This window comes from Aliivibrio finisterrensis, assembly GCF_008933155.1.
GTDB classification, from domain to species: Bacteria; Pseudomonadota; Gammaproteobacteria; order Enterobacterales; family Vibrionaceae; genus Aliivibrio; species Aliivibrio finisterrensis.
Window position 1 is genome coordinate 111,448 of record NZ_WBVP01000004.1, and the last position, 20,765, is coordinate 132,212.

At 40.5% G+C, this 20,765-nt stretch carries 19 protein-coding genes and 1 pseudogene; 6 read left to right on the forward strand and 14 right to left on the reverse strand.

The annotated features are described in order from the left end of the window. The first annotated feature begins 133 nt into the window (after positions 1–133). Positions 134–772 carry a phosphoribosylglycinamide formyltransferase gene (gene purN, locus F8B77_RS05080; RefSeq protein WP_208846080.1) on the forward strand — a complete coding sequence of 213 codons (639 nt, stop codon included), beginning with the start codon at positions 134–136 and terminating at the stop codon, positions 770–772. Between the two features lie 51 nt (positions 773–823). On the opposite strand, the gene F8B77_RS05085 is transcribed toward purN, so the two are convergent. Next, the gene (locus F8B77_RS05085; protein WP_151654303.1) at positions 824–1,651 is read right to left on the reverse strand and encodes a class II glutamine amidotransferase; all 828 of its coding nucleotides are present in this window, start codon (positions 1,649–1,651) and stop codon (positions 824–826) included. Positions 1,652–1,724: 73 nt separating this feature from the next. Beyond that, complete coding sequence (gene lpcA / locus F8B77_RS05090; RefSeq protein WP_151654305.1) at positions 1,725–2,306, reverse strand: D-sedoheptulose 7-phosphate isomerase; 582 nt, start codon at positions 2,304–2,306, stop codon at positions 1,725–1,727. Positions 2,307–2,659: 353 nt separating this feature from the next. On the opposite strand from lpcA, the gene fadE reads away from it, so the two are divergent. Then, positions 2,660–5,107 carry an acyl-CoA dehydrogenase FadE gene (gene fadE, locus F8B77_RS05095; protein WP_151654307.1) on the forward strand — a complete coding sequence of 816 codons (2,448 nt, stop codon included), beginning with the start codon at positions 2,660–2,662 and terminating at the stop codon, positions 5,105–5,107. Between the two features lie 72 nt (positions 5,108–5,179). Here the strand turns inward: fadE and F8B77_RS05100 are convergent, their stop codons facing one another. The 4 genes and pseudogenes from F8B77_RS05100 to dnaQ all read right to left on the reverse strand — a co-directional run bounded on the left by F8B77_RS05100 (position 5,180) and on the right by dnaQ (position 8,091). After that, on the reverse strand, positions 5,180–5,371 hold the full coding sequence (locus tag F8B77_RS05100; RefSeq protein ID WP_151654308.1) for a hypothetical protein: 192 nt from the start codon (positions 5,369–5,371) through the stop codon (positions 5,180–5,182). Positions 5,372–5,440: 69 nt separating this feature from the next. Further along, positions 5,441–5,833: pseudogene (locus F8B77_RS05105) on the reverse strand (transposase); the annotation flags it as partial. A gap of 257 nt (positions 5,834–6,090) precedes the next feature. Beyond that, complete coding sequence (locus tag F8B77_RS05110) at positions 6,091–7,353, reverse strand: TIGR03503 family protein (RefSeq protein WP_151654310.1); 1,263 nt, start codon at positions 7,351–7,353, stop codon at positions 6,091–6,093. 9 nt (positions 7,354–7,362) lie between these two features. Then, positions 7,363–8,091, reverse strand: a complete 729-nt coding sequence (dnaQ, locus tag F8B77_RS05115) for a DNA polymerase III subunit epsilon (RefSeq protein WP_130044060.1) — start codon at positions 8,089–8,091, stop codon at positions 7,363–7,365. Between the two features lie 37 nt (positions 8,092–8,128). Here dnaQ and rnhA point away from each other — a divergent pair, with 37 nt between their 5' ends. Beyond that, on the forward strand, positions 8,129–8,602 hold the full coding sequence (gene rnhA, locus F8B77_RS05120) for a ribonuclease HI (RefSeq protein WP_151654312.1): 474 nt from the start codon (positions 8,129–8,131) through the stop codon (positions 8,600–8,602). Here the strand turns inward: rnhA and F8B77_RS05125 are convergent. Then, positions 8,599–9,339, reverse strand: a complete 741-nt coding sequence (locus F8B77_RS05125; protein ID WP_208846090.1) for a methyltransferase domain-containing protein — start codon at positions 9,337–9,339, stop codon at positions 8,599–8,601. The two genes, rnhA and F8B77_RS05125, sit on opposite strands and share 4 nt — an antisense overlap. Positions 9,340–9,390: 51 nt before the next feature. Here F8B77_RS05125 and gloB point away from each other — a divergent pair, with 51 nt between their 5' ends. The 3 genes from gloB to F8B77_RS05140 all read left to right on the forward strand — a co-directional run bounded on the left by gloB (position 9,391) and on the right by F8B77_RS05140 (position 12,515). Next, positions 9,391–10,149, forward strand: coding sequence for a hydroxyacylglutathione hydrolase (gloB, locus tag F8B77_RS05130; RefSeq protein ID WP_151654316.1), 759 nt, complete (start codon positions 9,391–9,393; stop codon positions 10,147–10,149). A gap of 111 nt (positions 10,150–10,260) precedes the next feature. After that, entirely contained in the window at positions 10,261–11,826 is a 1,566-nt protein-coding gene (locus F8B77_RS05135) for a LysM peptidoglycan-binding domain-containing protein (RefSeq protein WP_151654318.1), read from the forward strand. Continuing rightward, positions 11,823–12,515, forward strand: a complete 693-nt coding sequence (locus tag F8B77_RS05140; protein ID WP_130047693.1) for a YIP1 family protein — start codon at positions 11,823–11,825, stop codon at positions 12,513–12,515. The genes F8B77_RS05135 and F8B77_RS05140 overlap by 4 nt, the downstream gene beginning before the upstream one ends. Here the strand turns inward: F8B77_RS05140 and F8B77_RS05145 are convergent. The 7 genes from F8B77_RS05145 to rnhB all read right to left on the reverse strand — a co-directional run bounded on the left by F8B77_RS05145 (position 12,496) and on the right by rnhB (position 20,765). Further along, entirely contained in the window at positions 12,496–13,362 is an 867-nt protein-coding gene (locus F8B77_RS05145) for an endonuclease/exonuclease/phosphatase family protein (protein WP_151654320.1), read from the reverse strand. The genes F8B77_RS05140 and F8B77_RS05145 overlap by 20 nt on opposite strands. An 87-nt stretch (positions 13,363–13,449) precedes the next feature. Beyond that, positions 13,450–13,788 carry a nitrogen regulatory protein P-II gene (glnB, locus tag F8B77_RS05150; protein ID WP_060991646.1) on the reverse strand — a complete coding sequence of 113 codons (339 nt, stop codon included), beginning with the start codon at positions 13,786–13,788 and terminating at the stop codon, positions 13,450–13,452. 77 nt (positions 13,789–13,865) lie between these two features. Continuing rightward, a complete protein-coding gene (locus tag F8B77_RS05155) occupies positions 13,866–14,177 on the reverse strand; it encodes a c-type cytochrome (RefSeq protein WP_151654322.1) in 312 nt (103 codons plus the stop codon). A 51-nt stretch (positions 14,178–14,228) separates the two neighbouring features. Next, on the reverse strand, positions 14,229–15,578 hold the full coding sequence (tilS, locus tag F8B77_RS05160) for a tRNA lysidine(34) synthetase TilS (RefSeq protein ID WP_151654324.1): 1,350 nt from the start codon (positions 15,576–15,578) through the stop codon (positions 14,229–14,231). 73 nt (positions 15,579–15,651) lie between these two features. After that, a complete protein-coding gene (gene accA, locus F8B77_RS05165; protein ID WP_151654326.1) occupies positions 15,652–16,611 on the reverse strand; it encodes an acetyl-CoA carboxylase carboxyl transferase subunit alpha in 960 nt (319 codons plus the stop codon). A 51-nt stretch (positions 16,612–16,662) separates the two neighbouring features. Beyond that, positions 16,663–20,142: a DNA polymerase III subunit alpha gene (gene dnaE, locus F8B77_RS05170; RefSeq protein ID WP_151654328.1), complete on the reverse strand. Its 3,480-nt coding sequence runs from the start codon at positions 20,140–20,142 to the stop codon at positions 16,663–16,665. Further along, on the reverse strand, positions 20,142–20,765 hold the full coding sequence (gene rnhB / locus F8B77_RS05175) for a ribonuclease HII (protein ID WP_151654330.1): 624 nt from the start codon (positions 20,763–20,765) through the stop codon (positions 20,142–20,144). The genes dnaE and rnhB overlap by 1 nt, the downstream gene beginning before the upstream one ends.

Here is a 20,765-nt window from a genome sequence, read left to right on the forward strand (position 1 = left end):
TCGATTTCACTAAACTTTGAACTCGTTCATAAAGAAAAAATAAAAGGTGATCAATTATTCGATCACCTTTTTTATATCTGCCATTTGTGCTCGAATGGTCGATATTAATATTAAACAAAATAAGATAATTATAATGAAGAATATTGTTGTATTAGTCTCAGGAAGTGGCAGCAACCTACAAGCGTTTATCGATGCTTGTGGTGGCAACATTCCAAACGCCCATATTAGCGCCGTCATTTCAAATAAAAGCGATGCTTTTGGATTACAAAGAGCCATTAATGCTGGTATTAATGTTCACTCATTAAGTGCAAAAGGATACGATAATCGCGAGAAGTACGATCAAGCCTTAGCGACTCTTATCGATCTTCATCAGCCTGATGTGATTATTCTTGCCGGTTTTATGCGTATTTTAAGTGAAGATTTTGTGCTTCGCTATCAAGGGAAAATGCTGAACATTCACCCTTCTCTTTTACCAAAATACACAGGGCTACACACTCATCAACGCGCAATTGATGCCGGTGATAAAGAACATGGCACCAGTGTTCATTTTGTTACTCCTGAGTTAGATGGTGGCCCAGTCATACTACAAGCGAAAGTGCCAATCTTTGAAAATGATACTGCAGAAGAGGTAGCATCACGCGTACAAGCTCAAGAGCATGTAATCTACCCAATGGTGGCTAAGTGGTTAGCTGAAGAACGATTGATAATGCAAGATGGTAAAGCTGTCTTAGATGGGAACGTATTGGGACCGTCAGGATTAGAGACGGAATAATATAAAAATGCCCATCGACATTATCTATCAATGGTATTTTTTACATAAATTTTAAGCATTAATTGGGCATTCCGATGGTGGTGGCGCCATTTCTGGTACCGTATCGTGATTGCCTGCAATCAATTCTCCAAAATGAAACAACGCGTATTCACCAACTTTCATTTTGTGCCACTCTTCATTATCTGTTAATGGGCGAGTTACAACGACAGAAACCACGTCATTTGGGTCTGCTTCTTTATGAAAATCAATCGTGACATCCTCATCAATCAACGACGCTTGACCAAAAGGTGCACGTCTTGTGATCCAATGTAAGTTATTCGAGCAATAAGTCATTAAATACTCACCGTCGCTCAAAAGCATATTAAATACGCCTAATCCTCGAAGGTGGTCACAGCACTCAGAGACAAACTCAAACATTAACATCATATCTTGCGGCGGCTCTGGGTATTTATCCTCTAATTGATTTAATAACCAGCAAAAAGCACGCTCACTGTCTGTTTCACCTACAGGTCGAAAACGTCCTGTCGATAACTCATCAAACCCAGTCAACTGACCATTATGAGCAAACGTCCAATACTTCCCCCATAACTCTCGCGTAAAAGGATGTGTATTTTCTAGGTTAACGTCACCGCGATTTGCTTGTCGAATATGACTGATAACCGCTTTACTTTTGATAGGGTAATCTTGAACAAGCTTCGCTATCTTTGAGTGACAACTCGGTTTTGGGTCTTTAAATGTGCGAAATCCTTTCCCTTCATAAAAAGTAATTCCCCAACCGTCACGATGCGGTCCAGTATTGCCACCACGCTGAACTAACCCTTTAAAACTAAAACAAATATCGGTTGGTACATTTGCACTCATTCCGAGTAATTCACACATATTTGCGCTACTCCTTTATTCGCAATCAAGCCAACATCAAACGGTTATAAGTTCGACATTGACTCTTGATGAATTATTTTTCCATTTCTTTTTCAATTAATTGAATCACGATATGGATAATTTTAATGTGGATTTCTTGGATACGATCCGCATAGCCAAAATGAGGAACTCGAATTTCCACATCGGCTAAACCCGCCATCTTGCCGCCATCTTTGCCAGTAAGGGCAATGGTTTTCATGCCTTTTTCTTTAGCTGCTTCGATGGCTTTTAAGATATTACCTGAATTGCCTGACGTCGATAAACCAAATAAAACATCGCCTTTAGAGCCTACTGCTTGAGTGTAGCGAGAAAAAACATGCTCATAACCAAAGTCATTACTCACACACGACAAATGGCTTGGATCTGAAATCGCAATCCCTGGGTAACCTGGGCGGTTTTCACGGTAACGCCCTGTTAACTCTTCAGCAAAATGCATTGCATCACAGTGAGAGCCACCGTTACCACAAGACAATACTTTACCGCCTTGTTTAAATGAATCGGCAATGGTTTTAGCCGCTAACTCAATTTGAGCAAGGTTTTTATCATCAGCTAAAAAGTCATTCAGTACTTGAGCGGCTTCTGTTAATTCAGAACGGATCAGATCTTGATAAGACATAGGATACTCTCTTTTATTATGTTCCCTAATTTGGGGTTATTCTCAGTGTACCTATCCCACGAAATCTTTAAAAGAGATCCTCCCTATATTTCTTCTACTCGCCTATATATTTCTCCCTATTTCTCTAAAAAAATTAGATATCAAGCAGTGAAAAAAACAGATTGTTTATTAATTACTCAAGCTGGATCACTTTTTGACCACTATTGTTGTTTACTTTTTATTAACATTGGCGCTACACTTAACTCAACTGGTTAGACCTCTTATCAGATAACACTCCAACAATAACATTACGACCGAGTATCGCAATCACCTCTGTTCCTACAAACAGAGCAGCGCCGGAAAAGGAGAATCACATGGCCCTGACACTATTAGCAACTGTAATTGCACTTGCTGCATTAAGTTACCATCAACAATCTTTGCGAACTGCAACCTTAGTAACCGCAGGGATCCTTGCCGTTAGTTCCGGGCTAGGTTACGCCGGCCCTATTACATGGGCTGTTTTCTTAGCTATTTCGGTACCATTAAATATTCCTTCAGTAAGGCAATCCCTCTTCAGTAATAAAGCATTAGCTATGTTTAAAGGCGTGATGCCTGAAATGTCACAAACGGAAAAAGATGCGATTGAAGCGGGAACCGTTTGGTGGGAAGCTGAGCTATTTAAAGGTAATCCTGATTGGAAATTTCTACATAATATTCCCAAAAATACCTTATCCGCTGAAGAGCAAGCCTTTATGGATGGTCCTGTAACTGAAGTGTGTCGCATGGTAAACGACTATGAAGTGACACATGAGCTTGCCGACTTGCCTCCTGAGGTATGGCAATATCTGAAAGACCATAAGTTCTTCGCCATGATCATTAAGAAAAAATACGGCGGTTTAGAGTTTTCTGCGTATGCACAGTCTTGTGTATTACAAAAATTGACCAGTGTCTCTGGTGTACTCTCTATTACCGTTGGTGTACCTAACTCATTAGGCCCAGGGGAACTACTGCAACACTATGGTACAGAAGATCAGAAAAACCACTACTTACCCCGCTTGGCAGAAGGTAAAGAGATCCCATGTTTTGCGCTAACAAGTCCTGAGGCGGGCTCTGATGCGGGCTCTATTCCTGATTTTGGCATCGTAACTAAGGGAATGTGGCAAGGTAAAGAAGTTGTCGGCATGCGCATTACTTGGAATAAGCGTTACATCACTCTTGCGCCTGTAGCTACGGTATTAGGCCTAGCATTTAAGCTTCAAGATCCCGATGGTTTATTAGGGAATAAAAAGAACCTTGGTATTACCTGTGCGCTTATCCCTACAAATTTAGAAGGCGTAAAGATTGGTCGTCGTCATTTCCCTCTTAATGTGCCATTCCAAAATGGTCCAACCCAAGGTAATGATCTGTTTGTTCCATTAGATTACATTATCGGTGGTGAAAAAATGGCAGGCCATGGTTGGCGTATGCTGGTGGAATGCTTGTCAGTTGGCCGCGGTATTACGCTACCATCAAATGCAACAGGTGGTGCAAAAACAGCAGCCCTTGCAACAGGTGCTTATGCGCGAATTCGTCGTCAGTTCAAACTACCGATTGGTAAAATGGAAGGGATTGAAGAGCCATTGGCACGTATGGCTGGTAACGCTTACATGATGGATGCGGCAAGCAGCTTAACTGTGGCTGGTATCGTTCAAGGTGAAAAACCATCGGTTATCTCTGCAATTGTAAAATACCACTGTACTCATCGTGCGCAACGTATAGCCATTGACGGTATGGATATCGCCGGAGGTAAAGGGATCTGTTTAGGTAGTTCAAACTTCTTAGCGCGTGGTTACCAAGGCTCCCCAATTGCAATTACGGTTGAAGGTGCAAATATTCTGACTCGTTCAATGATCATTTATGGTCAAGGCGCGATTCGCTGTCATCCTTACGTACTTGAAGAAATGGATGCGGCTTATTTAGAAGACAAACAAGCCTCTCTTGAAAAGTTCGATGCTGCTGTATTTGGCCATATTGGCTTTGGTATCAGTAACTTTGTTCGCTCACTGTGGTTTGGTTTAACTGATGGCCGTGGTTCTAAAGCCCCATTTAGTGATGAAACAAAGCGTTATTATCAACAAGTAAACCGCTACAGTACTAACCTTGCTTTACTATCAGACATTTCAATGGCAGTGCTCGGTGGTAGCTTAAAACGTCGTGAGCGTATGTCAGCTCGTCTTGGTGATGTATTGAGTCAACTTTATTTAACGACATCAACATTAAAACGCTTTGATGATGAAGGGCGTCAAAAAGAAGATTTAGCGTTAGTACAATGGAGTGTTCAAGATTCACTGCACCAAGCAGAGCAAGCAATTGATGGGTTGTTGTCTAACTTCCCTAATCGATTTGTTGCAGGTGCAATGCGTTTTATCTTATTACCGACAGGGTTACGTCGTCAGCGTCCAAGTGACAAACTAGACCATAAACTGGCTCGTATTCTTCAAGAACCATCAGGTGTACGTAGCCGAATTGGTCGTGGGTTATTCTTGGAGGCAAGCCGATTTAATCCAGTAGGAAAAATGGAAGAAGCATTAATTGATATCTTAACTGCTGAGCCAATTTATGACCGAGTATGTAAAGAATCAAAACAACGCCTACCATTTATGCAGTTAGACCGTGTTGCTAAAGTCGGTTTAGAACTAAACATTATCTCGGATAAAGAGGCGCTTTTACTACGTAAAGCCGAGAAAAGTCGTTTAGCAACAATTAGTGTTGAAGACTTTGATCCAAGCGAACTTATTGTAAAACCTCAAACGAATGAATTTGAGCACAGTAAAATAGCGTAATAGATTGACCTTAATAGATAGCAAAAGGCCAGAGTTACTACTCTGGCCTTTTTATTTTAACCTATTTTAATTTTAAGCTGTAAGTGAACTATTCAAGTTAACAACTAACTTTAAGTAAATAATCTCTTCAATGGATAAATAATCAACGCTGTTATTATCAACACCTAGCAGCCCACAACCAATTAAATTACTCAGTGTAACTTTATTATTTTTTATTAATTGATCTTTAAAAGCCGCTTCTAACGTTGCCTTATACTTATCCAAAATAGATCCCCTATCAATAATTGAGTAGATTATATTTAATCGAAATGTTAGTTACAAAAAAGCACCTGATTACCACCAAGAATCCGCTAGCTTAAGCAACCGCTCTGGCATCGGTGCAGTTTGAATACTTGAGTAAATAAGCTGATCAAGCAACTTTTCAAGATTGAAGCGCCTATTGAACTCAAAAAAAACGCTCCCAAATAACGAGGAAGAGGTTTCTTGCTTATTGCATGGTAAGTCCCATGCATTGAGTCTTCACATTACTAATCATTGTATTGGCCCATTGAAAATAGGGTAATTTAACGCAATCAGATCCGCCACCTGTAAAGATAGCATAGTTAAACACTTCTCCTTTCTCAACGCCTTTAAAGCAAGATAAACCATCAGAGATAACCAGTGATTTTGGCGTTAAATGCGCTTTGCCTAACTCGTTAATTCTGTGGTTTTAAAGACAGTCACAACGATAACCAGCAGGCCACCGCATATCAAACCGTCGTTTACGGCATTATTTTTCGGTACCTAACTGTGAAGTAAGCCCCTGTATTAAATGCTTTTTTTGAAATTACACTTTATTTTTAACCATGATAACCACCTAATTTTTTGCTTCACTTTAAGTGTAGTCTAATAAGCGGAATTCGAAAGGTAATCAGGAACATGTATCAAAATAAAGAATCAATAAAAAAGCCGCATTTCTGCGGCCTTATATTTAATACTGCGACTTAAACTTTAGGAGGTGGTGGCATCGACAACTTTTCTGACTTAGGTGCTGCCGCTTTTTTCTCTTTAATTGATTTTATTTTTTTCCAACCAAAAATACCGCCAAAAATAAGAACAATGATAAGTAAATTACCAACGCCAATATAAATCCAAAACCACTTACGCGCCTCTGCACGATCTTCTTCTCGCTTTTTCTGTTCTTCAATCTTACGCTGAGCAGCTTCTTCTAACCGTCTTGCTTCATACGCTGCTTTTAAATCGATGGGCTCAGTAACACCATAGTTGTGTTTACCAAGATAAAAATGAAGCGGACGAGAAGTCGCGAGATCGGTGGCATACACCCATCCTAACCACGAATTTTTACCAGGAAGATAGCTATTAGGTAAATCGAAATACAGTTTATTCTCCTCTTTCCCAGCTTGAGATTGAGTAATAGTTACCACTTTATTTGGGTCGATTTGCTCAATATGAGCCGCAAGTGAACCGCTCTTAATAACGCCACCTTCAGTATCAACACTCATAGTGTGAGAAAGGTTTTCATTACGTGCTTGGATAAAACTCGCTCGAATCGGCGTAGGGTAAACTAATACGTCTTGCTCTACTGTACGTAGAAATACACCATTGCGAGATTGAATTCGAACCCAGTATTTTCCAGGTTTAACATTAATAGGTAGATTTACCGTAAATACGCCATCTGCAGCAACTTCATCAAGATCTTGTCCATCATCTTCAAAAGTCCCTAGAACTTCAGCTAGTGGGCGCGCTTCTTTCACCAATTCTTTTTCATTAGCAAGGTAAGGAGTAAACGTCACATTGAGTTTGATACGATTTAAAAAATCTCGTAATACTAATGGCTTACCATCTTGTAATAATCGGGCTGTAAACTTCAAACTTTCTGATTGATATAGCTTTTTAGGTAATGTATCTACATTCAAAGTAAGGTTAGATAATATCTTAACTTTATTTTTAGGTGTGATCTTACCTATCGCCTGCCAAGGCCCCGGCATTGGATTTTCGATAGAGATAATATCCATGCCATTTTCTTCATACCAAGCTACATGCTCTGGGTGTTCCCATGCGTAGTATTTAGTGCCATCAGGACGAACGAGCGTTACGGCTTGTGATGCTTTTTCTCTATAAACTAAAAAAGAGACTTGCTTTATGGTTGGATCAACACGAAAACGGTTATCCAGCCACGACATTTCAGTACTCTTTGCCCAAGAAAGCATTGGGAAAAACAGTACAATGATCAATAACCGCCACATATTACACTCCTAACTACGCCACAAACAAGCATCACCAACGATATCTAAGCGCTTTTCATGCGCTTCTATTTCATCGGCCGTAGCATGCAAAACCTTTAATCCTTTTCTTCCTGAATTCAATCTTTTAATGCTTTCTTCTGAGGAATCGGATTGATTACCAGCATTAAAACTCAAGCTTGTTTGCCCACCCGTCATTAATAAATAAACATCAGCTAGAATTTCTGCATCGAGTAAAGCGCCGTGAAGCGTACGATGTGAGTTATCAATTCCATAGCGCTCACAAAGAATATCAAGGTTATTACGCTTACCTGGGAAGATTTTCTTCGCCATAGCCAAGGTATCGGTAATCTTACAATACTGATCTGTAGTACCGATAAGCTTGTTTAATTTACTGAACTCATAATCCATGAAGCCAACATCAAAGGGGGCGTTATGAGCAACCAGCTCCGCGCCTTTTATGAAGGCTAAAAATTCATCATGTATGTCTTTATACTCTGGTTTGTCATACAAAAACTCATCAGTAATACCATGTACATCAATCGCCTCAAGATCAATTAATCGATCAGGCTTGATGTATACATGAAAATGATTACCGGTTAATTTTCGGTTGATGATCTCAACTGCACCAATCTCAACAATACGGTGACCTTCATAAACTGGCCCACCAGAAAAGTTCATACCTGTGGTTTCTGTATCGAGAACAATAATTCGATTCGGGGAATTGTCGCTAGTATTCATAGGCTCATTTGTGTCAGACTATTTCTAAATTCTTCTAATGATAACAGAGATAATGAAGCAGGTTGAAATTTTCACAGATGGTTCTTGTTTAGGTAACCCAGGTCCAGGTGGATACGGTATTGTAATGCGCTATAAAGGGACCGAAAAAACCTTTTCTGAAGGGTTTAATCTAACCACAAATAACCGTATGGAGATGTTAGCAGCGGTTATTGCTTTACGTACCCTTAAAGAGCCTTGTTCTGTGGTATTAACAACCGATAGCCAATATGTGCGCCAAGGGATCACACAATGGATTCACGGTTGGAAAAAACGTGGATGGAAAAAAGCGGATAAGAAACCGGTTGTTAATGCAGATCTTTGGAAGCAATTAGATGCAGAAGCAGAACGCCACACTATAGATTGGCGCTGGGTTAAGGGTCACGCTGGTCATCGTGAAAATGAAATGTGTGATGAACTAGCAAGAACAGCAGCAGAAAACCCGACTAAAGATGATGCGGGTTATCCTGGCTAATCTGACTTAACTCTACTCTGATGTGTTTGAGCGACTGAAATAGGAGCCAATTTCGGCTTCTTTTTCCAAGCAGATTTAATCGGTCGCAATGGATAGGTACGCTTTCTTGCTACGATAAAATAGATACCACTGATTGGCTTAACAGAATCCCCACCTAAATTTTCAAACCAAGTCCATATTGTGCGATAGCGAGTTAAAGGCGCTAGTGCAAAACAGTCACTGTAGACTACTTCAAAATTTAACACACTAAGCCAATCTTTGATTCGATGTGGTGTAAACATTCGCCCACTCCACGGTAGGTTATTTTTTCTCCATGGGAATAAGCTAGCAAGCCCTATCGCACTCATTGGGTTAAACCCAGTTAAAATAACATAACCATCATTAATTAATACCCGATCAACCTCTCTTAATAATTGATGAGGATCTGATGAATAATCAAGCTGATGAGCAAGCACGCAAGCATCAATACTTTTTTCTAAAAAAGGAAGTTGAGGTAAATCAGACGTAATATTTCGTAATGAATTTTTGTTATCTAGGTTTACTTGGTGTTTAATATTACAAAAGCGACTCTCGAGTTCAGCACTCAAACCACCAATTTTAAGCATATGATAGCCAAACAGTTTCGGACACCATTCATCAAGGCGAGACTGAATCAACTCACTTATCCATATACCGTGAGGAATATCTGACCATGAATGCGGTTTCTCAATTTTTTTATCAAGCAGTGCTGGCTTAATCAATATCGTTACCTATAACTATTTTATGACATCGAATTTGGAGAAAGGTTAATGCTAACTATCAAAAGCATACCTGCATTTAATGATAATTACATTTGGTTAATTCACAACAATGATAATCACTGTGTTGTAGTTGACCCAGGTGATGCAGCCCCTGTTTTAGAAGCAATCAACGCTGATGGCTTTATTTTAGATGCTATTTTAATTACTCACCACCACCATGACCATATTGGTGGTGTACCTGAACTTGTCCGACAATTTCCAAGCGTTAATGTTGTTGGCCCCGAAAATGAACCGATTCCAACGTTAACACACCCAGTTAGCGACGGTGACTTTGTTGAGATATTTGATGAAAAGTTTATGGTACTTGGCGTTGAAGGCCACACTAAAGGGCATATAGCTTATATCGGTGATGAAAAACTATTTTGTGGTGATACCTTATTCTCTGCTGGCTGCGGACGATTATTTGAAGGAACCGCAGAGCAAATGTTTAATTCACTACAAAAATTAGCTGCCCTACCCGATGAAACTGAAGTGTATTGTGCTCATGAATACACTGCATCAAACTTAGCTTTTGCCCTTGCTGTTGAGCCAGATAATGATTATCTACAGCAATACAGAGAAAAAGTATTGCGACTTAGAGCTCATGGTAAGTCGACACTTCCATCAACACTTCAACGTGAGAAACTAATCAACCCCTTCTTAAGAACCAATGAACCTGCGGTTAAACACGCCGTAGCAAACAAGGTTAACGACAATACAGAAGTTGAGACCTTTGCCGCATTAAGAAGATGGAAAGATGAGTTTTAAGTAGGAAACTTGTTTGAAGTGTGGTTGCAACGTATTATCCGTCTCCAAATAAAAAATATGAATGCCAATCTCGTCAAAGAGGTTGGCGCAACACACTGAAGGCAATACACAATGAAATTTAAACTCCACTGGATTGGATTGGCATTACTTGCAGGCTGTCAAACTGTACCCTCACCTGAAGAAAATCAAACTGACAACACCTCAGGAACTTCATCATCGATAGTTGCGCCTTCAAAACCAGATACTACACCAGTAAAAACAACACCAGTTGAGAAGCCAGCACCAACACCACAAGAACAAGAAGATGTTTGGCAACGCATTGCTATGCAATTAGACATGCCTATTCCAAAGCATGAATCGATTGATTATTACCGTAATTGGTACATCAAGCACCCAAGTCATTTGCGTACCGTTGCAAAGCGCGCGAAGCCCTTCTTGTATATGATCACCGTTGAAATTGAAAAACGTGACTTACCTATGGAGCTTGTTTTGCTTCCTGTAGTTGAAAGTTCATTTGACCCATTTGCGTATTCTCACGGCAGTGCGGCCGGTTTATGGCAGTTTGTACCCGGAACTGCCGATCGCTTTAAGCTAGAACGTAATTGGTGGTATGACGGTCGTCGTGATGTACCAGCAGCCACAAACGCAGCTTTAGACTATATGGAATATTTTGACCGTCGCTTTGATGGTAACTGGCAGCAATCTATCGCGTCATACAATAGTGGTGCAGGCCGCGTATCAAGAGCCATTAAGAAAAATAAAAGATTAGGCAAACCAACCGATTTCTTCTCATTAGATTTACCAAAAGAAACCAGTGGCTATGTTCCAAAACTATTAGCATTAGCAGATATCATTAAAAACCATGAGAAATATGGCGTAGAGCTGCCACCTATTCCAAACAAACCTGTTTTAGAAATGGTTGATCCTAAGCAACAATTAGATCTTGCCATTGCTGCAGAATTTGCTGGTATTTCAATTACCGAATTGCAAGGTTATAACCCAGCTTATAACCAATGGGCAACCTCTCCAGATGGTCCATACCACCTATTGCTACCTATTGAAAATGTAGCGCAATTTAATGCGAACCTAAAGAAGAATGGTGATAAAACCATGAAAGTTGTACGCTATAAAGTACAACCTGGTGATACGATTAGTCAGCTTGCAGTAAAACACAACACAACAACAAAAATCATAGAACAAACCAATGATTTAAATGGTTCTAGTATTCGTGTTGGGCAACACTTACTTATTCCAACCGCTTCTCAAGGCAATAAAACTTATGCATTAAGTGCACCTCAGCGCTTAAAGAAAACACAAGCAAAAGCCAAAGGTAAATATAAACTAAGTCATAAAGTAAAAGACGGTGAAAGCTTATGGAGCATCGCGCGTGATAACTCAATTTCATACCGTGATTTAGCAAAATGGAATGGCATGGCACCGAAAGATTCATTACGCGTAGGTCAGAACTTAGTGATTTGGAAAAACAGTTCTGATGGCGCAATCATCCGAACTGTACATTATAAAATCAGACAAGGGGATAACCTAAGCTCTATCGCACAGAAATTCAGTGTCTCTGTGACAGATGTTATGAAATGGAATAACATCGGACGTGGCTCTTACATTAAGCCAGGTCAAAAATTAAAACTTTACGTTGATGTTACTAAGGTAAACGTATGACACCGTCTTCAAATCCATTGATCTTATTGGTCGATATCTTCCGCTCACCTGCTGACTGTTTTGCCGCGCTATACGAGCGTGGCAAATGGGCATGGCTACCTTATATTTTATTGGTCTTCGCACCATTCATGTTTTGGGGAACCTATTTCGATTTAGTGAATTTCGAATGGGTAACCACTAACTTAACCGCCCAAATAGAAAGTATTGGTGGGCAAGTTCAACCTGAATGGTTAACTAAAGAGATATTACTGGCCGGCGAAGTGATTAACGATGTTATGGGCCGAACTGCGACTATTCTGCTATTAGCATTGTGGTTCAAACTGGCAACAAAACAGAGCCAATATCAGCACGGTTACTTCAAATGGGTAGCAGGCAGCACCATTGTGATGTTCCCTGCATTAATTGGTGATATCGCAAGTTACGCTAGCCTATTGCTTAATCACGCGAATATCATGCCTTACGCTGCCGATTTAAACAGCTTAAATGGCTTAATGAAGTTGCCAATGACAGATCACTGGTCTGCTTATGCGAGTTCTTTCCCACTACTAATGCCTTGGTATATTGCGCTAAGCTATGCTGCTTTAGGCGCATGGACAGACTTAGAGCGCTCAAAGGCACTTATCATTGCCATTCTACCTTGGGTTAGCTGCTTTACATTGTGGGGCTTTGTTACCGCGTTTTCAGGCTAAAACTTACCTGTAAAGGGTTATGATCAGAAGCGTTGCTCTTTATTGAGTGCGCTTCTTTTACTTTTAATCCACGATAAAAAATATGGTCTAACGGTAAGCCTGTAATAAAACGCATTCTTTCATCTGGTGTAAAGATCACTTCTTTTAAATTCAACCGTTCAGTTTGCTGGGTTAATTCACTTAACCTTGCATCACTCCAAGAATTAAAATCACCTGCAACAATTAAAGGACCTTGCTGTTCTTCGACCTCCTTAGAGAGCGACTCTATTTGGTTTTTATAATCTTCAGTTCCTAAGGTAAAGTTAATCGCATGAAGATTAACAACCATCAAGTTTTCACCATTCGAGAGTTTATATTCAGACAATAGTGCCGATTTAGGCAAGCGAAGCCAAGGCTCTATTGCGGTATGCGCACACACTTTGGTTGCCGGCGATTTTGCTAACGTTAATACACCTGCGCTAGTATCAAACACATCAAAGGCACGCACTAATTCTGCTGAGTACGATCTATCAATCACAAATTGCTTTAGCTCGGGCGTTAGAATGGCTTCTTGCAGCAACACTAAATCTGATGGTTCAGATAATGCCTTTAATGCTTTTTCCCAATCCACTTTCTGTTGTTTATAAATATTCCACACCAATACATTCAATTGACCATTACGGTCAATCGGTGCAGAAACATCAAACTGAGCACAACCGGATTTATATTGAGGAACAACTTGCTCTGGTGTTGAGGAGATCTCAATAAATTCAGGATCTGTAGGTACAGTGAAAATAAATGCCTTTGCCGTCAACGTTAAACCAACAGCAATCGCAGCACATGATAATAAGCGGGTTTTCATTTTCATAAACAAAAAAAGGAGTGAATCATCACTCCTTCCTTAAAATAGTAATAATGCTAACTAGATTAGCAGATACTCATGTTTATGTGGGTATTAAATTGCGTCTTCGTCTTCTTCCCCCGTACGGATACGAATAACTCGACTCACATCTGTGATAAAGATTTTACCATCACCAATTTTACCTGTTTGCGCCGTTTCAATAATCGCATCAACACACTGATCAACCACGTCATCAGTAACTACGATTTCTAATTTCACTTTAGGTAAAAAATCAACCATATATTCAGCGCCACGGTACAACTCTGTATGACCTTTTTGACGACCAAAACCTTTAACTTCAGAGACAGTCATACCTGTAATTCCGACATCAGCAAGGCTTTCACGCACATCATCAAGTTTAAATGGCTTAATAATGGCTTCGATCTTTTTCATATTAGTCCCTTAACATTCATAAATAGTATCCGCCTATTATCCTTGAGCCAAAGCGAACATACAACCTAGGAATTACATTACTTCATTGTCGAATAATAGGCTGCTAAATTTGCCATATCGGTATCACTTAACATTGCTGCCATTGGTTGCATTACAGCTGAATTACCACCACTGCGTTGCTTATTTTTATACGCTTTCAATGAAGATTCAATATATTGAGCATTTTGACCTTTCAGGTTTGGATAACCTGGAATAACCGCAATACCATCAGCGCCATGACAAGAAGCACATATCGTCGATTTTGCTTTTCCTGCTGCCGCATCCCCTGCCGCTAGTGTTGGTGCTGATGCAAATAAAGCGACAAACGCCAATCCAATTATTTTTTTCATTCCATTGCTCCTTATTATTTTTGGTTATTTTGCCAAGTTAGTTATCAATGTCTATTCAAATTCAGTTTTATGCCAGTGTAGCTCACATTCTTCGCCTGAAAATTTTTTACAAACAAATAAGCCCGCAACAGCAGCCAGTTCATCATTATAAAAAACCATTGGCATTCGAGTTCTTTGCCAACTGGGTACTTCATACTCTTGATATAACTTTTTCATTTTTCGACTGTGCTGACGAGCTTCAGGATGAGGCGTTAAACCTACCACATTAAAACGTACTTCAACTTTCTCGTTTTCTGAAGGTGCTCTTAATAACAAAGCCTCTTGATTTGAAGAGGTAATGGTAGCGGCTTTATCCTCTGCCACTACTGGTAACAAGGTCAGTTTCCCAAGGGCGTCTGGTAATAGTAACTTATCCTTTAGCTCACTTCTCCACTCAGACAGTTCTTCATAATGAGGCAAACAGTATAAATAACCTTGGGAGCGTCTAAGTTGAACAGAGCCAAGTGCTAATGTAGGGTTCGCATCTTCTTTTGCTTGCGCCACTTCATTCCATAGCACACCAAGTTGTACTTGGCTTGGCAAAGGAATAGCAAACTGCTTTAACCATAATCTTAATAACATATTACGAGCTAATGGCGATTCATGGATCAATCGTAAAATAGAAATACCTTGATACGCATTTTGAAACTCTACCAGCTTTGGGGAAAGTAATTCATTTAGCAGACTTTCTTGCTCGGCACACAACTGAGCACTACGGGATACCGCAGAAGTAAAACTTGGCCAACGTTGAACTAAATTAGGCACAACATCATGACGTAAAAAATTACGATCAAACCGCGTATCGTTATTACTTTCATCTTCAACCCATTCAAGTTGGTTTTCTTGTCCGTACTGCTCAATCTCAGTTCGAGAAACAGAAAGTAATGGCCGACACTTATAACCTTGAGATAAAGGCGTAATTGATGGCATAGAGGATAACCCAGCCGGTCCACTGCCTCTTTTTAGGGCCAAAAAAAAGGTTTCGGCTTGGTCATCTTGATGTTGACCCGTAAGTAATAAGCTATTGGCCTGCATATGCTTATCTAATGCTTTATAGCGTGCTTTTCTTGCTACCTCTTCCAAACTATCTTGAGCGCTCACAACAAGTTGAACCCGCTCAATATTTAATGGGATTGCTAAAGAATCACAATGCACTTGGCATACGGCTTCCCAATCATATGCATGCTGACTTAAACCATGATTAACATGGACGGCAATGCATTCTAGCTGCTTATCTTTAGCATAAATAGATGCCAACCGAAGAAGTACCATAGAATCAATACCACCACTTAAGGCAACAACAAGATGTGGTGTAGCGACAGGATAAGAAGCTAATTGAGATGAGAATTGAGAATAAAGCATAAACAATATATCCAGATAATAAAAAAGCGAGCACTCAGGCTCGCTTTCACTTTACTCTATCTGACAAAAATTATCAGCAGTAACCGTAACTCATTAAGCGTTGGTAACGACGATCAAGCAATGCCTCTTCATCAAAACCTTCAAGCTCATTCAATTGTTCAATCAAACGTGCCTTAATATTTGCAGCGGTCGTTTTATGATCTCGGTGCGCACCACCTAGCGGTTCATTGATAATCGTATCAATCAACTCTAACTCTTTTAGGCGAGGAGCGACAAGGCCCATCGCTTCAGCAGCTTGTGGTGCTTTATCTGAATCACGCCATAAGATTGAAGCACAACCTTCTGGAGAAATTACAGAGTAAGTAGAATACTGGAGCATGTTCACGTAATCACCCACACCAATTGCTAGTGCTCCACCTGAACCTCCTTCACCAACCACGTTACAAATAACTGGAACGCTTAGCTCAGACATAATTTTTAAGTTCATTGCAATCGCTTCAGATTGGCCACGCTCTTCCGCGCCAACACCTGGGTAAGCACCAGCGGTATCGATGAAAGTAATGATAGGCATTTTAAAGCGCTCTGCCATTTGCATTAATCGTTTTGCTTTACGGTAGCCTTCTGGTTTTGGCATACCGAAATTACGTATTACCTTTTCTTTTGTGCCACGGCCTTTTTGATGACCAATAACCATCACTGGGCGACCGTCTAAACGAGCAATACCACCGACAAGCGCTTTATCATCAGCAAAAGCACGATCACCAGCTAATTCATCAAACTCGGTAAACATATGTTCGATGTAATCTAATACATATGGGCGCTCTGGGTGACGAGCAAGTTGAGCAACTTCCCATGCACCTAGATCACTAAATGTTTTCTTTTTAAGCTCTAAACATTTATCTTCTAATTGCTTAATTTCTTTTTCTAGATCAAGCGTATTATCTCCACCACGACGAGAAATATCACGCAGCGCTTCAATCTTAGCTTCTAGTTCTGCAATTGGTTTTTCAAATTCAAGAAAATTTAGGCTCATTAAAGAATCCTTGTTAGTTCTAGGCTACTCAAATTAGTAACCTTATTTATTCTAGTTAAATTCAAGCTCGACTTGCTGTTCGCCAAGCAACGATTTCAAATCATCCATCAGTTGGTCTGTTGGCGTCACTCGCCATTCTGTTCCTAAGACCAACTTAACACGAGCATCAGCTCGCTGATAATATACATTTACCGGAACAGTCCCTGCCCGGTTCGGCTCTAGTATTTGACTAAAGCGTTCAAAAAATTGGTTGTTAATTTGCGCATCGGTAACAGAAACGGATAGCCCACGAGCGTATTTTTCTCGTGCATCTCCCAATGACATCACTTCACGGGCTGACATTTTAAGCCCACCGTTGAAATCATCAAAGCTGACCTGTCCCGAAACGAGCACTATTTTATCAGTTTCTAGTAAATCAGCGTATCGATCAAGCGCATCTGAGAACAACATCACTTCCATTCGGCCAGATCTGTCATCTAATGTCATCAAACCAATACGATTACCTCGTTTAGTGGTCATTACTCTAGCAGCAATCACTAAACCTGCAACTGTTACTGTTTGATCACGTCTCGTAACGTGAGCATCATTCAATCGCCAAGTCGTATATCGAGACAACTCTTTAATATAGGCATTCACTGGGTGTCCAGTTAAATAAAGACCTAATGTTTCACGCTCTCCCTCAAGCCATACTTTTTCAGGCCATCTTGGTACATGAATATACGCTTGCTCTACTTCTTCTGGCGCTTGAGTTAACACCCCGAACATATCCGATTGACCAAAAGCTTCGGCTTGATGATGCTGGCCTGCCGCTTTCATGGCATCCTCTAATGAAGCCATTAATGCTGCACGATGCGGTCCAAGTCGATCTAATGCGCCTGAGCGGATCAATTTTTCTACAACACGCTTATTGGTTTTCTTTGTATCAATGCGAGCACAAAAATCGAATAAATCACGGAAATGCCCGCCTTTATTTCGTGCTTCGATGATATTTTCAATTGGGCCCTCACCAACGCCTTTGATTGCACCAATACCATAAACGATGGCACCATCTTCATCGACATTGAAACGATATAAACCCGCATTGACATCTGGTGGCAATACTTTCAACTTCATACGGAAACATTCATCAACCAAGCCGATGACTTTTTCCGTATTATCCATATCAGCAGTCATTACTGCAGCCATAAATTCCGCTGGATAATGCGTTTTTAACCATAAGGTTTGATAAGAAACGAGTGCATAAGCCGCAGAGTGAGATTTGTTAAAGCCATAACCTGCAAACTTCTCTACCAAGTCGAAGATTTTCATCGACAACTCGCCATCAACGCCATTTGCAATTGCACCTTCTTTAAAGGTACCACGTTGTTTTGCCATCTCTTCTGGCTTTTTCTTACCCATTGCACGACGAAGCATATCCGCGCCACCTAGCGTATAGCCCGCTAAGATCTGTGCAATCTGCATTACTTGCTCTTGATACAAGATAATGCCGTAAGTTGGCTCTAACGTTTCTTTTAACGACTCGTGCTGCCACGTTGCATCCGGATATGAAACCTCTTCTCGACCATGCTTACGGTCAATAAAGTTATCTACCATGCCTGATTGCAATGGTCCCGGACGGAATAGTGCCACCAATGCGATAATATCTTCAAAACAGTCTGGTTGTAGACGCTTGATAAGATCTTTCATACCACGGGATTCTAGCTGGAATACCGCGGTCGTTTCCGAGTTTTGTAATACATTAAATGATGCCTGATCATCCAAAGGAATCGATTCGATTCGAATTGGATCTTTACCTTCTTTTGCTCGCTTTGGGTTAACTAGGCCTAGTGCCCAGTCGATAATGGTCAACGTTCTTAAACCCAAGAAGTCAAACTTAACTAACCCAGCTGTTTCAACGTCATTTTTATCAAATTGAGTTACTGGGAAGTTACCATCTGCATCACAATATAATGGTGCAAAATCTGTGATCGTCGTTGGTGAAATAACAACGCCACCCGCATGCTTACCTGCATTTCGTGTACACCCTTCAAGGATACGACACATATCGATCAGCGCTTTCACTTCCTCATCCGCCTCATAGAGTTCGGGCAGTTGTGGCTCAGCATCAAACGCTTTGGCTAGCGTCATTCCTGGATCTGGCGGTACTAACTTAGAAATACGGTCAACAAAACCATAAGGATGTCCAAGTACTCGACCTACATCTCGAATTACCGCTTTAGCAGCCATGGTACCAAAAGTGATGATCTGAGATACCGCATCACGGCCATACATTTCCGCTACGTGATCAATAACTTGATCACGTTTATCCATACAGAAATCGATATCAAAATCGGGCATGGATACACGTTCAGGGTTTAAGAAACGTTCGAACAATAAGTCGTATTCAAGAGGATCAAGATCGGTAATGTCTAAAGCATAAGCAACCAAAGAACCCGCACCTGAGCCACGACCGGGACCAACTGGAATATCGTTATCTTTTGACCACTGGATAAATTCCATTACGATCAAGAAGTAACCCGGGAATCCCATTTGGTTAATAACATCAAGCTCTATCTGTAGACGTTCATCATATTCAGGTCGACGCTCTAAACGCACTTTTTCATCAGGAAACAAAAAGGCCAAACGTCTTTCTAAACCTTCTTGAGATTTCTTAACGAGGAAATCTTCAATCTTCATCCCTTCTGTTGGGAAGTTAGGCAGAAAGTATTCACCCAGACGTACCGTTACGTTACAGCGCTTTGCTATTTCAACGCTGTTTTCTAGTGCTTCTGGTATGTCAGAAAAGAGTTCACACATCTCTTCTTCTGAGCGCAGGTATTGTTGTTCACTGTAGAGTTTTGGGCGGCGAGGATCTTCTAAAGTAAAACCATCATGAATTGCCACGCGTATTTCATGCGCATCAAAGTCATCGGCTTTAATAAAACGAACATCGTTGGTGGCAACAACTGGTAGGCCTTCATTTTCGGCTAACTCAACAGCGAAGTGCAAGTAACTCTCTTCGTCAGGTCGGCCTGTTCGCGTTAGCTCTAAATAGTAATGTTCTGAAAAGTGTTCTTGATAAAACGCGACACAGTCACGAGCGAGATCTTTATTACCCTTTAATAAGGCTTTTCCGATATCACCGCTTTTACCACCAGAGAGAAGTATTAAGCCTTCTTTATGCTCGATTAACCACTCTTTATCTATTACCGGTGTATGCTGAACATGTCCGCGTAAATACGCTTTTGAGATCAATAATGTTAGGTTTTTATACCCTTCATTATTTTTAGCTAAGATGGTTAAATTAAACAGCTCCTTACCAAGCTCTGGTGACTGGACTTTAAAATCGGCCCCAATAATAGGTTTAACACCAGCACCATGTGCAGCAAAATAATACTTAACTAAGCCACATAAATTGGTGAAATCTGTCAATGCCATTGAAGGCATTCCTAACTCAGCGACTTTTTTCACTAATGGTGGCACTTTTGAAAGCCCATCCACTAGTGAGAAATCACTGTGTACTCTGAGGTGTACGAATTTAGGTTCAGACATTATTCAATTCCTAACACACGCTTAACGGGTTTAAAGCTGCGGCGATGTTCAGCAATCACACCATGCTCTTCAATCGCAGCAAAGTGTGCTTTGGTTGGATAACCTTTGTGCTTAGCAAATCCATATTGAGGGAATTCTTTATCTAACTCTTCCATCTCTCTGTCACGAGTTACTTTTGCAATGATGGATGCAGCACTGATCTCTTGAACTCGTAAATCGCCTTTAACAACCGCTAAACCTGCCATTGGTAAATCAGGGACTTTATTGCCATCAATTAAGGCAAAATCAGGCGTTATCTTCAACCCAGCAATAGCCCTTTGCATCGCAACCATTGTCGCTTGCAGAATATTCAACTCATCAATTTCATGTGCCTCACAACGGCCTAGTGACCATGCTAAGGCTTTTTCTTGAATTTCTGGAAACAGTAGTTCTCGTTTTTTATCTGTCAGTTTCTTTGAATCTGTTAACCCTTCTATCGGATTATTCGGGTCTAAAATTACAGCCGCAGTAACAACAGCACCAACTAATGGCCCACGCCCGACTTCATCAACACCGGCAAATAACTGGTATCCTTCAGGGTATTCAAATGATGGTAATTCTTTTGAGTCTGTTTTTTTTGTCAT

What these genes read in the sequence shown, in the direction of transcription:
- rnhA (WP_151654312.1), top strand. Translation starts at nt 8,129, where the DNA reads ATGATAACAGAGATAATGAAGCAGGTTGAAATTTTCACAGATGGTTCT.
- dnaE (WP_151654328.1), bottom strand. Translation starts at nt 20,142, where the DNA reads ATGTCTGAACCTAAATTCGTACACCTCAGAGTACACAGTGATTTCTCA.
- F8B77_RS05140 (WP_130047693.1), top strand. Translation starts at nt 11,823, where the DNA reads ATGACACCGTCTTCAAATCCATTGATCTTATTGGTCGATATCTTCCGC.
- fadE (WP_151654307.1), top strand. Translation starts at nt 2,660, where the DNA reads ATGGCCCTGACACTATTAGCAACTGTAATTGCACTTGCTGCATTAAGT.
- F8B77_RS05145 (WP_151654320.1), bottom strand. Translation starts at nt 13,362, where the DNA reads ATGAAAATGAAAACCCGCTTATTATCATGTGCTGCGATTGCTGTTGGT.
- F8B77_RS05155 (WP_151654322.1), bottom strand. Translation starts at nt 14,177, where the DNA reads ATGAAAAAAATAATTGGATTGGCGTTTGTCGCTTTATTTGCATCAGCA.
- gloB (WP_151654316.1), top strand. Translation starts at nt 9,391, where the DNA reads ATGCTAACTATCAAAAGCATACCTGCATTTAATGATAATTACATTTGG.
- accA (WP_151654326.1), bottom strand. Translation starts at nt 16,611, where the DNA reads ATGAGCCTAAATTTTCTTGAATTTGAAAAACCAATTGCAGAACTAGAA.
- tilS (WP_151654324.1), bottom strand. Translation starts at nt 15,578, where the DNA reads ATGCTTTATTCTCAATTCTCATCTCAATTAGCTTCTTATCCTGTCGCT.
- F8B77_RS05085 (WP_151654303.1), bottom strand. Translation starts at nt 1,651, where the DNA reads ATGTGTGAATTACTCGGAATGAGTGCAAATGTACCAACCGATATTTGT.
- glnB (WP_060991646.1), bottom strand. Translation starts at nt 13,788, where the DNA reads ATGAAAAAGATCGAAGCCATTATTAAGCCATTTAAACTTGATGATGTG.
- lpcA (WP_151654305.1), bottom strand. Translation starts at nt 2,306, where the DNA reads ATGTCTTATCAAGATCTGATCCGTTCTGAATTAACAGAAGCCGCTCAA.
- purN (WP_208846080.1), top strand. Translation starts at nt 134, where the DNA reads ATGAAGAATATTGTTGTATTAGTCTCAGGAAGTGGCAGCAACCTACAA.
- dnaQ (WP_130044060.1), bottom strand. Translation starts at nt 8,091, where the DNA reads ATGAATACTAGCGACAATTCCCCGAATCGAATTATTGTTCTCGATACA.
- F8B77_RS05110 (WP_151654310.1), bottom strand. Translation starts at nt 7,353, where the DNA reads ATGTGGCGGTTATTGATCATTGTACTGTTTTTCCCAATGCTTTCTTGG.
- F8B77_RS05135 (WP_151654318.1), top strand. Translation starts at nt 10,261, where the DNA reads ATGAAATTTAAACTCCACTGGATTGGATTGGCATTACTTGCAGGCTGT.
- rnhB (WP_151654330.1), bottom strand. Translation starts at nt 20,765, where the DNA reads ATGACAAAAAAAACAGACTCAAAAGAATTACCATCATTTGAATACCCT.